This window comes from Pseudomonas sp. Z1-14 (genome assembly GCF_051132005.1).
GTDB lineage: Bacteria > Pseudomonadota > Gammaproteobacteria > Pseudomonadales > Pseudomonadaceae > Aquipseudomonas.
This window is the reverse complement of the sequence record NZ_CP071646.1, coordinates 997,607-1,010,565: the sequence shown is the minus strand read 5'-3', so window position 1 is coordinate 1,010,565 and position 12,959 is coordinate 997,607. Positions and strand designations below refer to the sequence as shown.

The 12,959-nt window shown below is 61.7% G+C and carries 7 protein-coding genes; 5 read left to right on the top strand and 2 right to left on the bottom strand.

What is annotated here, in order from left to right; translation table 11 throughout:
- Positions 1 to 601: 601 nt before the first annotated feature.
- A complete protein-coding gene (locus tag J3P89_RS04740) occupies positions 602 to 2,266 on the bottom strand; it encodes a ShlB/FhaC/HecB family hemolysin secretion/activation protein (protein ID WP_434696841.1) in 1,665 nt (554 codons plus the stop codon).
- Positions 2,267 to 2,363: 97 nt separating this feature from the next.
- On the bottom strand, positions 2,364 to 8,468 hold the full coding sequence (locus J3P89_RS04735) for a filamentous hemagglutinin N-terminal domain-containing protein (RefSeq protein WP_434696840.1): 6,105 nt from the start codon (positions 8,466 to 8,468) through the stop codon (positions 2,364 to 2,366).
- A gap of 301 nt (positions 8,469 to 8,769) precedes the next feature.
- On the opposite strand from J3P89_RS04735, the gene J3P89_RS04730 reads away from it, so the two are divergent.
- The 5 genes from J3P89_RS04730 (at position 8,770) to J3P89_RS04710 (ending at position 12,876) form a co-directional block, all read left to right on the top strand.
- Positions 8,770 to 9,174 carry a DUF488 domain-containing protein gene (locus J3P89_RS04730; RefSeq protein ID WP_434696839.1) on the top strand — a complete coding sequence of 135 codons (405 nt, stop codon included), beginning with the start codon at positions 8,770 to 8,772 and terminating at the stop codon, positions 9,172 to 9,174.
- Between the two features lie 185 nt (positions 9,175 to 9,359).
- Positions 9,360 to 10,862, top strand: a complete 1,503-nt coding sequence (locus J3P89_RS04725) for a hypothetical protein (RefSeq protein WP_434696838.1) — start codon at positions 9,360 to 9,362, stop codon at positions 10,860 to 10,862.
- Positions 10,863 to 11,114: 252 nt separating this feature from the next.
- On the top strand, positions 11,115 to 12,443 hold the full coding sequence (locus tag J3P89_RS04720) for a colicin E3/pyocin S6 family cytotoxin (RefSeq protein ID WP_434696837.1): 1,329 nt from the start codon (positions 11,115 to 11,117) through the stop codon (positions 12,441 to 12,443).
- Complete coding sequence (locus J3P89_RS04715) at positions 12,440 to 12,673, top strand: DUF7683 domain-containing protein (RefSeq protein WP_434696836.1); 234 nt, start codon at positions 12,440 to 12,442, stop codon at positions 12,671 to 12,673. The genes J3P89_RS04720 and J3P89_RS04715 overlap by 4 nt, the downstream gene beginning before the upstream one ends.
- Before the next feature lie 38 nt (positions 12,674 to 12,711).
- Positions 12,712 to 12,876: a pyocin S6 family toxin immunity protein gene (locus J3P89_RS04710; RefSeq protein ID WP_434696835.1), complete on the top strand. Its 165-nt coding sequence runs from the start codon at positions 12,712 to 12,714 to the stop codon at positions 12,874 to 12,876.
- The last annotated feature ends 83 nt before the right edge of the window (positions 12,877 to 12,959 follow it).

Genomic DNA, 12,959 nt, shown 5'->3' with positions numbered 1-12,959 from the left:
CTTTTTCAGATCCGGTGGAGGGATGGCAAGCACGATTGGCTGCGCCTGGACGTCAGCCCAGGCGAGTTTTGATTGAATCCAACAGGCGAGATGGCCGACGCAGTTGATGCTGTTCACTCAACCCGTGGCGAGGGAGCTTGCTCCCGCTGGGCTGCGCAGCAGCCCAAAGCAGCAAGCCTAATTTTCCTGACACACCGAGGTGCCTGGTTCAGGGGCCGCTTCGCAGCCCAGCGGGAGCAAGCCCCCTCGCCACGGGGTTAGCGTGAATCCTTGAATGAACAGTGTTGCCACCGTCGATTCGCGGGCAGGCCCGTCCCACAGGGATTCGGTTTCTATTTCAGATCCGGTGGAGGGATGGCAAGCACGATTGGCTGCGCCTGGACATCAGCCCAGGCGAGTTTTGATTGAATCCAACAGGCGAGATGGCCGACGCAGTTGATGCTGTTCACTCAACCCGTGGCGAGGGAGCTTGCTCCCGCTGGGCTGCACAGCAGCCCCAAAGCAGCAAACCCGATTTTCCTGACACACCGAGGTGCCTGGTTCAGGGGCCGCTTCGCAGCCCAGCGGGAGCAAGCTCCCTCGCCACGGGGGCTTTATGCAATCAGAACGAGTAGCCGATCTGAGCGAGCAGTTGCGGGTTTTCCTGGCGTGTATCGCTTTGCGCTTCGCCGCCGGAGTGGCGCCACGCGACCGTTGCGTCGAACGACAGCTGGCCGTATTGAGCGCGCAAGCCGACACCGCCGCCGGAGATGCTGCGGGTGTTTTCCTCATCGGCCCACTCGTTGTGGTTGATGCGCACCTTGCCGGCGTCCCAGAACAGGTAAGGCGTGAGCTTCTCGATCGGGTAGCGAAGCTCGATCTGGGTCAGCATGCCTTCGTCGCCCGAGCCTTCGCTTTGTGGATAAGCACGTACGCCATCGATGCCACCGAGGCTGAAATCTTCGGAGGAGTCGAGGTTGTCGTTGCTCCACTGGCCGAGGAAACGGGCGAAGAGCGTGAAGTTGGCCGGCAGCGTTTGCAGGCGGGCGAGGTCGACATTCACTTTGCTGAAGTCGCCTTCGGTCTGGGCGGTCTGACGGTCGCCTTCGCGCAGGGCCGAATCCAGCTTCAGGTCACCGTAGGTCAACGTCGCGCCGCCGTAGGTGATGCCGCCGCCCAACAAAGTGTCCCTGACGTCAAACTGCAAGCTGATGGGCAGCGAGTTGCTGCTTTTTTCAAAGCTCAGGCCGAGCACTTCGTATTTGTCTTCAAGGTCCTTGTGCTGGTACTGCCCGGCCAGCATGAGGTTCGCCTGGTTGCTGCGCAGCAGTGGATAGCTCAGGCCGATGCTGCTGACTTCGGCGGTACCGGTCGCCCCCAGGTCGGCGAATTCGGCGCCCAGGTCATAAGAGCTCTGGGCGTAACCGACGTTGCCACGCAGGCCAGAGGTGCCCAGTGGCATCGAGTAGCCGAGACTGCCGAAATACAGGTCTTCATCGGTCGCCATCACCGCGGCGCTGAGGCGATCGCCCAACATCAGCGGGCTGTTCCAGTCGCCTTGTACCGTCAGGCGATTGCGCCCCGAATAGCGGTTGCCGTGGTTGTCCAGCGTGGCCTTGCCCTCGAAGGCCTCGGTTTTGCTCACCTGGGCATTGAGGTCTCCGGTGCCGAGCGCTTCACCCGGACGGATGACCGGACGAACTGCCACGCCCGGCAAGTCGGAGAGCACCAATATGCTGCGCTCCAGGCGCTCACGCTCGATCACGTCGCCCGGCTGCAAGTCATCCAGGAACGGCTGCGCCTGGGCGGCCAGTTTTGCATCGTTGTTGACGGCGGTGACTTTGCCATAGCGGCCTTCGATCACGGCGATGGTCAGCTCGCCTTTTTCCATGCGTTGTGCCGGCAGGTAGGCGCGGGCGAAGGGGTAGCCTTGCTCGCGGTAGTAAAGCGTGACCTGCCGGGCCACTTCGCGCAGCGCATCCAGATCAAGGGCCTGACCGATGGCCGGGGCAACGACGCGTTGCAGGCTGGCCTCGTCGATGCGGGTGTTGTCGGTGAAGCGCACGGCGTTGAGCTGGACTTTGGCGCCGCCGACTTTTTCCTGTGCCGGCTGTGGTGCCTCGACATCCAGGCGAATGCTTTGCGGCAGCTCCTGCTGCGGAATCGGCAATTCCTGCAGGATGCGACCGGCGTCGGGAATCGGGCGTGCCGGCAGAGTCGCCGCCCAGGCCGGGGAAGTGGACAACAACGCCAGACCGGCGGCGCAGGACATCAATTTGTTATGCATTGGATCAATCTCGAAAAATTCGGCTTGCCTGAGCCCATGACCACGTCCGCGGACGTGGCCAGGGGGCTCCTTCAAATGAAAAGGTGGATGTCAGGGTTCAGGGACGCATGGCCAGGCTTGGCAAGCGCACACCGCCGCGTACGACGAACACGGTCTGCGGCGGATAGGCCGCACACGCGCCGCCGGCGGATACCCCGCCGTCGGAGCAGACGTTCCCGGCCAGTTCCCGCTCGCTGGCGGTGTCCTCGGCCTGGGCGGCCGAATCGCTGTCGCCCGCATTGCCGTTCGCCCGAGTGCCGCCCTGGTCCACCAGCAGGAGACCGCCGTCCTCGACGCCGTAGTCAGACCAGTCAGCCGGTTTCGGCTGGGCCGGATCGAGCTCCGGGGCATGCGGCGAATTCTGCTGCGCGCCAACGCGGGTTGCATCGGCGACGCTCTGCCGGACGGCCTCATAGTCAATGGACGAGCTCACGGTGAGGTTGGCGTTGGCCGGGTTGCTGACGATCAGGTAACCCAGGTCTGCCAGCCCACCGATGTTGATCAGGTGCGAGCCTGGGCCGGAAGTCCCCACCGAGTACAGCGGGTTGCCGAGCATCTGCTTGGTGTCGCCGTTCCACAGACCGTTGGCGTCATAACCGCCGATACCGCCGCCGTCGAAGGTGGTGCTGCCGTCGAACACCTTGGTCTGGGTGGTCGTACCGTTGGTGGAAACCACCAGGGTCGGTTGCTCGCGGTACACGGCATGCACGCCGCTGTTGCCCAACGCCCTGCCGAAGTTGCTCTGCTGCTCGTCGCTGTTATAGCGGAAATTGCCGCTGCCACTGCCGACCACATCGACCATCCGGGTGCTACCGGCCAGGCTGCCGGTGTAGATCACCGCCCGACCACCAACGCCGGTAGACACGGTCACGCCGGCATTAGCCTTCACATCACCGCCCGCGGCCACGCCCGCCGAAGCCGATTGACCGGCGTTGAGCACGATCGCATCGGAAGCGTTACTGGTGGTGCTGACGTTCTCGGCCAGGGTGATGTTGCCGGTCGTCGTTACGACCTGGACCTTGCCGGTGTTGCCGATGCCGACGATCTGGTCCAGCTGGGTGCCGTCCAGTGCCGTCTCGGTCAACCTGCCGACGGTGACGTCGCTGCGGTTGACGAAGTTGACGTCCTTCGCTCGGCTGGCGATATCGCCGACCCAGTTGCTGGCATTGCGCAGGTCGAAATCACCACCCTTGAGGGCCAGGCCGTCGGCGGTGATGTTGCCGTTGCCGTCCTGGGTGGTCTTGCCGCCGATGTTGAGGAACACGTTGCCGCTGGTGGCGAGCCCTTCGTTGATCGCCAGATTGCCTTGAGTGCCGATGCTCACGTCACCGCTGTTGTTGACGCCGGTGGTGGTCCTGACCACGTTGCCGTTGCCGTCGGTTTCAGTCAGCGTGCCGACCTTCAGGTTGCCGGTGTTGTTGAACGCAACCTTGCCCGCCTCACTGGCGATATCACCGACCACGTTGCCGTTGTTGCGCAACTCGAAATCGCCGCCGTTGAGCGCGAGGCCGTCTGCAGTGATGTTGCCGTTGCCGTCCTGAGTGGTTTTGCCGCCGATGTTGAGGAACACGTTGCCGCTGGTGGCGAGCCCTTCGTTTATCGCAAGATCGCCTTGGGTGCCGATGCTCACGTCGCCAGTGTTGTTCACGCCAGTCGTGGTCTTGACCACGTTGCCGCTGCCATCGGTTTCAGTCAGCGTGCCAACCTTGAGGTTGCCGGTGTTGTTGAAGGCGACCTTGCCGGCCTCGCTGGCGATATCACCCACTACGTTGCCGTTGTTGCGCAACTCGAAGTCGCCGCCGTTGAGGGCGAGGCCGTCGGCAGTGATGTTGCCGTTGCTGTCCTGCGTGGTCTTTCCGTCGACGTTGAGAAACACGTTGCCGCTGGTGGCTAGCACTTCGTTGATTGCCAGATTGCCTTGGGTGCCGATGCTGACATCACCCGTGTTGTTCACGCCGGTGAGGCTGGTTTGCGTGCCGTCGGCATGGGTCGCGGTCAGCGTGCCCACCTTGAGGTCGCCGCTGTTGTTGAAGCGGACTTTGCCCGCCTCGCTGGCGATATCGCCGATCACGTTGTCTGAATTGTTCAACTCGTAGTTGCCGCCCAGCAGTACCAGGCCGCTGGCATCCAGCTTGGCCCCGACGTCGCTGGACTGGGTGGTGTTGCCCCCTACTTCCAGGGTGATGATGTCGTCGGCACGGGTTTCGCCATTGTTGGCGTCATCCCGTGGGCCGTTATCAATGGTGATGCCTTTGGCCAGCGTCAGGTCGTGATCGGTTTTCAGGGTGACCGCCTCATCGGAGGTGATCCCCACGGTACCGCCCACGACGCCCACCGTCAGGTCACCGTTGCCGGCGAATTTCAGGCTGCCGACATCCGCGGCGATGACACTCACGTCATGCCCGCCCTTGCCCAGGTTGAAGTCACCTTCGCCGCGCAAGGCCAGTTCGTCTGCGGTAATGGTCGCACCAGTTGCCTGGGTCGCGCCTTTGCCCGCGTCGACGCTCAGGGTCAGGCCCTTGCCGGTGGCGCCGTCTTCATCGCTGCCTTCGGGGTCCTTGAGCGCCAGATTGCCCAGCAGGTCGAGGACGCCGTTTGCGACCAGGGCCAGGTCGTCCTTGAAGGTCGCGCCTTCATCGTCGACGGTGATGTTGCGCGTCTTGTCGTTACCGATGACGACCTTGTCGAAGCCATCCTGGATATTGGCCAGGTCGGCGTCAGACAGCACCAGCGGATCGTTTGGCCCGGTGACTTCCGGATCGTCGCTGCCGCCCAGGTGGATATCCAGGCCATCGGTCTTCTGCTGCAGGGTGAGGCTGCCGCCACCGGCGACGCTCGCAGCGAGGTCGATTTCGTCGGCGGTCAGGCTCGTATCGCCCTGGGTGACCAAGGCCTGGCCGACGGTGAGGGTGTCAGAGACAAGGTTCAGGTCACCGGTCTGGGTCATGCCGGCAACCGGTACGCCTTGCGGGTTTGCCGGAGTCTGGCTGTCGGGAATGGTCACAACGCCAACGGTCAGGTCATCGACATCGGCAAAGCTGACCGTGCCGGTGTTGCTGGCGATGGTATTGACGTCGTTGCCGGCGTTGTCCAGGTCATGGACGGCACCGTTACCCAACAGCACCAGGCCATCGGCAACAATGGCGCCGCCAGCGGTCTGGTCGATCTTGCCGCCATTGCTTTGCAACGCCAGGACCGGAGCCGGTTTGTTGTCATCGTTACCGGTGCCCGGTGCGTCCGCCACGGTCAGTTGGTCATTGATGTGGATATTGCCGGTACCGGCATCGAGGACCAGGCTGTCATTGAAGCGGGTTTGCTCGATGACGTTGATGTCACCGGTCATGTCGGCGCCACCGATCTTGACGGAAGTGAACCCGTCGCTCAGCGCGCCGATGTCGGTGCCGGTCAGCTCCAACGCTCCGGGGGCATCGCCGGTGCTGCCGCCCACGGCAATGTTCTTGCTCGGGGTGTTGGTTTCAAGGGCGATGCTGCCGTTGCCGGTGACGCTGCCAACGCCACCGTTGAAGTTGATATCGTCCGCCTTGATGGCCAGGTTGTTATCGGTGCTGTTGAGGCTGCCGTTGAACGTGATCGAACTGCCCTGCAGGCCCTTGCTGCCCGAGGTGTTGGTCTTGATGTTGTCGACGTACAGCGAGCCACCGACCTGCTTGCCGGCGGTCTGGTCGAAGCTGCCAGAAACGAAGACGAACTTGTATGTGCCAGCCCTATCAGCCGTTGCCGTGCGGGTTTGCCAATTCACCGCGCCGGTACCGTTACCCGTTTCGTTCAGGATGATCTGGTATTCGCCGGTGTTGACGTTCAACAGATAGCCGAAGACATCGTAGGTGTCACCGCCAGCGACCGGTTTGTAATCGAAACTGACCGCTTCCCCTGCCGCCAGCGAAACCGTGCCCTCGCTCACGACCGAAGGGCCGCGCATGATGCAACCGGCGGGCGCGTTGAGGCAGTTGGAATTGTTCTCGGTACCCAGCAGCAGCGCAGCGCCGCCGTCCTTGCCCTGGCCAGCGGCGGCAACCGGGGTGAGCGGTTTGTAGTTCATGTCGCCCTGGTCGCCAGGCGAAACACTCGGCGCATTGCCGTTGGTTGGCGAGGTGGTCGGGAGCGTCGGGTCATCTGGCGATACCACGCCGTCGACCACGGTGACGCCGGTGAAGAACTGGGCGATGGACGTCTGCCAGCCGACCAGGCCGTTTTCGAAGTCGGCGTTCAGGAACTGCGAAGTGCCCAGCTCGACGGCGCCGGTGTAGACCTGCTCGCCGCTGGTGAAGACTTTCGCGCCGTTGATATAGGTTTTGCCGGCGCCACTGGTGGTCGCGTACAGCGAGCCCAACGCGCTGTTACCGCCGACCATGTCGCTGAAGATGATCGAACCTGAACCGGCATCGACACGCAGTTGGCGGTTGTTGGCCACCGCGTCGGAGTCCACCACGCCGGCAAACACGACATTGCCGCCGTTGCTCTTCAAGCTCACATCGGTGTTGAGCGCGATCTTGCCGTTGAGAATCAACGCGAGGCTGTTGCCATTGCCGGCGCCACTGGCGTCGATATCACCGTTGAGGAAAATATTGCCGAAGACGTAGCGGCCGGTTCCGCCGTCGTTGTGTCCGGACTGCAAGGTCAGCGTCCGCTCACCGCTGATGCTCGACGGGGTGTAGTCGCCATTCCAGTGGATGCTGTTGTCGGCCTTGATCGCCACGTCGGTGCCACCGGCCAGGGCCGTATCGATCGCGTTGAAGCCAACCGTGGCTTCTGTCCCGTTGGCGCCGCCGGTCAACCCTCCGTTACCCGGCCCCACCGTGACGCTGTCCGGGTCGAGCAACCACAAGCCGCCCTTGCCGTTTTTAGCCGAAGCATCGGCCGCCTTGCTCACCGCCAGCTTCGCACCGCTGGTCTCGATCTTGCCGCCGTCGCCGCCCTTGGCGCCGCCGGTGGCTTTCAGGGTGCCGTCCACGCGGGTCACGCTGCCCGCTTTCTTGACATCCGACCAGGTCACCACGGTACCGCCCTTGCCGTTGTCGGTGGCCGATGCGTCGAGCACGGCACCTGCGGCGATGGTGGTCTGGCTGGCCTGTTTGATCGACGGGTCCTTGCCTTGCCAGCTGCCGCCCACATTGATTTCGCCGCCGCCCTTGGCGCCGGTGGCGTCGAGCCCGGCGCCTGCCTTGATCGCCACGCGCTCGCCAGTCACGACGATCTTGCCGCCCTTGGCGGTGTCGGAGGACACATCGATACGCCCAGCGACTTGCACATCGCCATGGTCACCCATCAGCGTGACCAGGCCGTTTTCACCGATGTCCAGGGAACGCGCTTCGATCAACCCGGTGTTGTTGATGACGGTGCTTGCGAGGGTTTCCGCCGCACGGGCGGTCAGCAGGATGCGGCCGGCATCGGCACGAATGGCACCGCCGTTTTCGATCAACGCTTGAAGCGCGCCTTCTTTCACTTCCAGTTGCACCGGCCCGCCCAGGTCGAGCGTCACGACACTGCCGGCGCCGAGCAGGACATTGCCCTTGTGCGCGGTGATATTGCCTTCGTTGACGATTTTTGCGGCGATCAAGGCAATGGTGCCGCCCTGCGCTGCATTGATGTTGCCCTGGTTGACCACCGAGGCGGCACTGTTGCCACTGAAACGGTAGTTGCCAGCGAGAAAATCTTCGGTGCTCAAGTTGAGCGTGGAGGCCACCAGGCCGCCCACATCAACCTGTGCGCCGGGGGTAAACAATACGCCGTTGGGGTTGACCAGGAACACCTGGCCGTTGGCTTTCAGCGCGCCCTGGATTACCGACACGTCCGAGCCCAGCACACGGTTCAAGGCGACCGACGCCTTGCCAGGCTGGACGAATTCGACGGTGTTGCCTTTGCCGACGGAAAAGCCCTGCCAGTCGATCGCGAGCTTGTCGCTGCCCTGATGAATGGCCATGTTGCTGCCATTCTGCTGAATGCTGCCGTTACCCGCGACGATGTTGCCGCCGGTGGGCAACGCTCCCGCCGCCGCTACCGAGGCGAAAAGTCCGCCGCCCACGCCGATGACGAGGCTGAGCGAGGTACGGCTTTTGTCCTTGCCGTGGCTCTTGACCAACTCGGATGCCACCTGCCATGCGCCCATCACGGCATTCCAGACGACTCGGTAAACTCTGTTCATTTTTGTTCACTCATCCTTAATACGGCGGGCCGTGCCATGACGACCAGGCGGTTCGCTGTCGACAAATCAAATGGAAAACCGCCTCCGGACGGATGACGGCTCGAAAATCCCCACAGTGCTCCGCGCCATCATCTCTGCCGCCTGCGGAGCGCACCTTTGCTTGAGCGCCCGCGGCTTTTGATTGAAGGGATCGAGTGAACTTTTTTTCACAAAGGGTGGGTAAAGTGCGGTGGAAGGAGGCTGGTCGCCTCGTCGTGGGCGACCTATGCTGAGGCGGTCCCACTTCGACAGGCAGACGTTGATGATCCGATGCAAGCGCGCCTACGAAACCGCCAGCGCCGAGGACGGCGTGCGGGTTCTGGTTGATCGCCTGTGGCCGCGCAATTGCCGCAAGGATGCGCTGGCGATCGATACATGGCTGCCAGAAGTTGGGCCTTCTCATGAGTTGCGCAAGGCGTTCAAGGCGGGGGCGGTTTCGTTTGCCGAGTTCGATGTGGCGTATCGACGAGAGCTGGCGGCCCGGCCGGAACATTGGTGGAAGTTGGTGGATATTGCGAGGGACGGGACGCTGACGTTGGTGTATGCGGCCAGGTCGCCGGTTGAGAATAATGCGCTGGTGTTGGCGCGGTGGCTGGAGGACGAGGTTGAGAAGCGGGCGGATTCGAGTTCGCCGGTTTGTTATCTGGGGGAGTTTCCGGGGCGTTGAGTGGGCCGGGTTGGGGCTGCTGCGCAGCCCAGCGGGAGCAAGCTCCCTCGCCACGGGGTTGGTCGCCGTCCTCGCCCCCACAGTAGTCTGTACCCGACCAATCAATCAAAATCGGCTTATTGGTTTGCTTGAGGTTGGTGGTGTGCAGCTGGGATACGCAGAGAAACCACAAGGAAACAGCCGTGATGGCAGCTCGTTTTGATCCATTGGTTCATATCGATTGGAAAACACCGGGCAGCGACTTGCTCGGACTGTTGCAGCATTACTATCCCGACGTCGGTGTGTTTGCCGGACCGGAATTCGAGGCGTTGTTGGATGAGCTGTCCAACGAGATGCCCGAGGTCTGCTTCGAGGCGTTGGCACCGGTGTTGGCGGGTCAGGGTTATGACTTGTGGAACCTGGATGCCGGTGGCGACGATTATCGGCCGGTGATTTTTCCTTCCGATCAGCGTGAGGCGTTTGCCCAGCATTGGCAAAGCCCTCGCGGGGAGCCAAGGTTCACGGCGACGTTGATCGAGCCATCTGCGGTAAAAGCACCCAAGCCGGCCAAACCCAAGCGCGGCAAAGTCAAGTGGTTGCAGGAAGTCCATGACTATCCAGGCCCCACCTACGTGCATGAATACAACTACCGCAACGGCTGGGCCGCGATTACCGAGCAGGACGAAAACCGTTGGCTGTGCTTCCTGATCGACTACAACCAATGGCCGCCCGCCGAACAGGACATGCTCGATCAGCGCGCTGATGGCGTGGACGGCGCCGATCTGCGGCTGATCGACGCCAACGCCCAGCGCAGCCTGTGGAGGCGCCAGGTCAAACACGGCGATTACAATGCGGATGATCGGTTCAAATACGAGGTCCTCCGGGGCGATGCCATCAAGGATTTCGGCCCTGCCGAAATGCAATGGCAGGCATTCGAAGAGCCTTGTGTCGTGATGGACGAGGAGATTTTCGAACGTCAGCGTATTTACCAGCCCGAGCATCTGACGCGAATCTGGCGGATCACGGGGGACAGCAGCGAGGTGATCTTCGAGGATTCGGAGGAGCTGACAATCCTGCCCATCGGCCCCCGCCGCTTGCTGTTCATGCAGCACAACGGCAAGCGCTGCTGGGTCTGGAACCTGGACCCGCCGCACCAGGCCATCGCCGCCAAACCGATGCCATTCGAGGCCTACAAGCTGCGGCCAGCCACGGCGTATCTGGGCGGTGACGAGATTCTGCTGTTCAGCGAAGGCGCGCGGCAGAACCTCGAGCACGCGGGGTATCAGGAGACAGTGTTGCTGGCGTGGCGCTTCAACTTCATCACCGGCGCCAAGACCCAGGCGACGCTGGACGGCTTCGGCAGTGAGCTGCGCCAGGACACCCGCCTGCTGGTCACCCAGCCCAAACAGGTGATCACGTTGCGCACGTTTCATGGACAACTACACGTCGCGCGTGGGCATGGCGACTGGTGGGTTTGGAGCTATCGCGCCAACACTTTCGGCACACACACGCTGGCGTGGTTCTGGAACCAACGGAGCAACCAGGTGCTGAAGCTGACGTCCAAGGACCTGCCGCGGATCAAGCCGGAGATTCGTTATGTGCCGGCGCAGGATCGGTATCTGGCGTTCGAGACGGAGTTTGTGGCGCGCATGCCGGAATTCAGCGACATGGTCGAGGCCAAGGGCTGTGAAGTATTGAGCTTCGAGTGAGCCACCGCTGCCGCATCGCGATCCGTTGAACCACATCAATCCCGTGGCGAGGGAGCTTGCTCCCGCTCGGCTGCGCAGCAGTCGCAAACCTGCCAACCTTTTTTTCCTGACACACCGCCAGGGGGCTGCTGCGCAGCCCAGCGGGAGCAAGCTCCCTCGCCACGGGGGATATGTGCTGCCTAGCAACCCGCGAACCCGCGCGCCGGTGCGACTGGCCCGACATATGCCGCAACGGTCCTTGCATTGCTGGTCATGGAACGCCTCACCAGAATGGCCCGCCTACTTGAAACGCAAAGGAACGCAATGCGCTTGATAAGGTGGGAGGAAAAAGGCTTTGAGTCGACCGTGGCTGCCGATGTTGCCGCGCTTACGGTCGAGAGCGCGCTGATGAACGGCCTCACCGTCTATGGGCCGGATCAGTATCGAATACACTCGAGACTCCACGGAGGCATCGATATCGTCAAGGCCGTCAGGAACGGCGACTTGTTATTGGTGAGCATGGCGTTCGGCGGTTCAAGCGGCGGTTCCATGCCACGCCAGAAACCGGAACCCGAACCGGTTCGCAGGCCCCCGGAACGATGGCCGCAGCCCAAGCCACGCGAAGACCTGCTGTTCGCCAAATCCTGCAGCGCGGAAAACTGGTGCCGGACAGGCGCCGGCGTCATCCGCGAACCGGCCTCGAACTTCGGCCGGATCATGGTGGCGGGCGCCATGCTCATGCCCTCGGCGAGTACCGCCATTGCCTCGGCCCTTGGCGCTGACCTGGCGCTGGGTCGCATCGCCGGCGGCGGGATCATGCAACAGCGCCTGACCTGGGCGCTACGCGGCGCCGGCGGCCCAGCCAGCGTCTTCGTCCTGGGCATGCTCCCGGCCAAGATGAACGACGGCACGCTGTACACCGATGACCAGCTACGCCGCCTGAGCCACGCCACCACCCGCGTGCGCTTCCAATTGCGCCGCGATGCCGCAGGCGTGCTCCAGGTATATGGCATCCACAGCGGCCCATCCGGCGACGACTCGGTGCGCACCGTACAGGTGACTTGGAACGCCGACCACACCGCCATGGAAGCCAAGCTCAACGACGTCACCCTCATCTGGACGCCACAGCAAACCCCGCATGGCTCGCTTCCGCCGCTGACCTATCCGGAGGATATTGGCAAACAGCTGGACACGATCTTCGTCCATCCGATAGCGGAGGATGTCGACAGCCAGATTGATGGGCTGCCGGGGGAAGACATCACGGCCGAAGACTGGATTCTGGTGTTTCCGGCGGATACGGGGCTGAAGTCGCTTTATGTGGTGCTTTCAAAACCCGCTCAAGGAGATCATAAATACTACCCACCTCCAAAGGGGCTTATTGCGTTTCCTGATGCAATAATCGCCCCCCGTAAGACGCCTATAAAAGGCGGAGGTGGCCTGCGGAAGCGATGGAAAACAAAGGATGGGACTATTTACGAATGGGATAGCCAGCACGGGAGAGTCGAAAAATACAATAAACGTGGAAAACACCTCGGGGAATTCAATTCCGTAACAGGTGAACAAACCAAAGAAGCGGACGATACACGCGAGGTGGAACCTTGAAATACATTGTTGAGGCTTTTGACAGATCGAGCGAGTTCCTGGCTTTTGAGGTTGAGCTCCCCGAAAACTGCGACGTACGACTGAAACAAATCATGGGGTGGACGGCGCCGCAGCGTGGCGATGAAGGTTATGACCTGAGCCCCAGCCAAGCCGCCGCTATTGAAGCACTAGTCGGCAAAGAATTTTACGACGACGATCATATTTTCCAACTCACCTGCAACGTTGATTGAGGAAATACGTACCGAGTGAATTGAGAAATAGGAGCTCTATGTACCTATCTATCAGTGGATTCTTACCGGACGAGGAGGAAGATGATTCGCTTCAATTCGATCTCGATTTGGATGAATCCTTCGATGATCAAATTGTGCAGTTTTTAGGTCATAGAAGTCTTAACGCAATGGCTAAAGGGGAATGGCTGCTGACGAATGAATAGGTCAAAGAAATTTCTAATTTATCGGCGTACCTCTCCCAACAAATGGATTTGTTTATTGGTGTCCTAGCCTAGCTGGCGTCCAG

Coding starts and splice junctions, on each gene's coding strand:
- J3P89_RS04735 (WP_434696840.1), bottom strand. CDS start 8,468: ATGAACAGAGTTTACCGAGTCGTCTGGAATGCCGTGATGGGCGCATGG.
- J3P89_RS04720 (WP_434696837.1), top strand. CDS start 11,115: ATGGAACGCCTCACCAGAATGGCCCGCCTACTTGAAACGCAAAGGAAC.
- J3P89_RS04740 (WP_434696841.1), bottom strand. CDS start 2,266: ATGCATAACAAATTGATGTCCTGCGCCGCCGGTCTGGCGTTGTTGTCC.
- J3P89_RS04725 (WP_434696838.1), top strand. CDS start 9,360: ATGGCAGCTCGTTTTGATCCATTGGTTCATATCGATTGGAAAACACCG.
- J3P89_RS04710 (WP_434696835.1), top strand. CDS start 12,712: ATGTACCTATCTATCAGTGGATTCTTACCGGACGAGGAGGAAGATGAT.
- J3P89_RS04730 (WP_434696839.1), top strand. CDS start 8,770: ATGATCCGATGCAAGCGCGCCTACGAAACCGCCAGCGCCGAGGACGGC.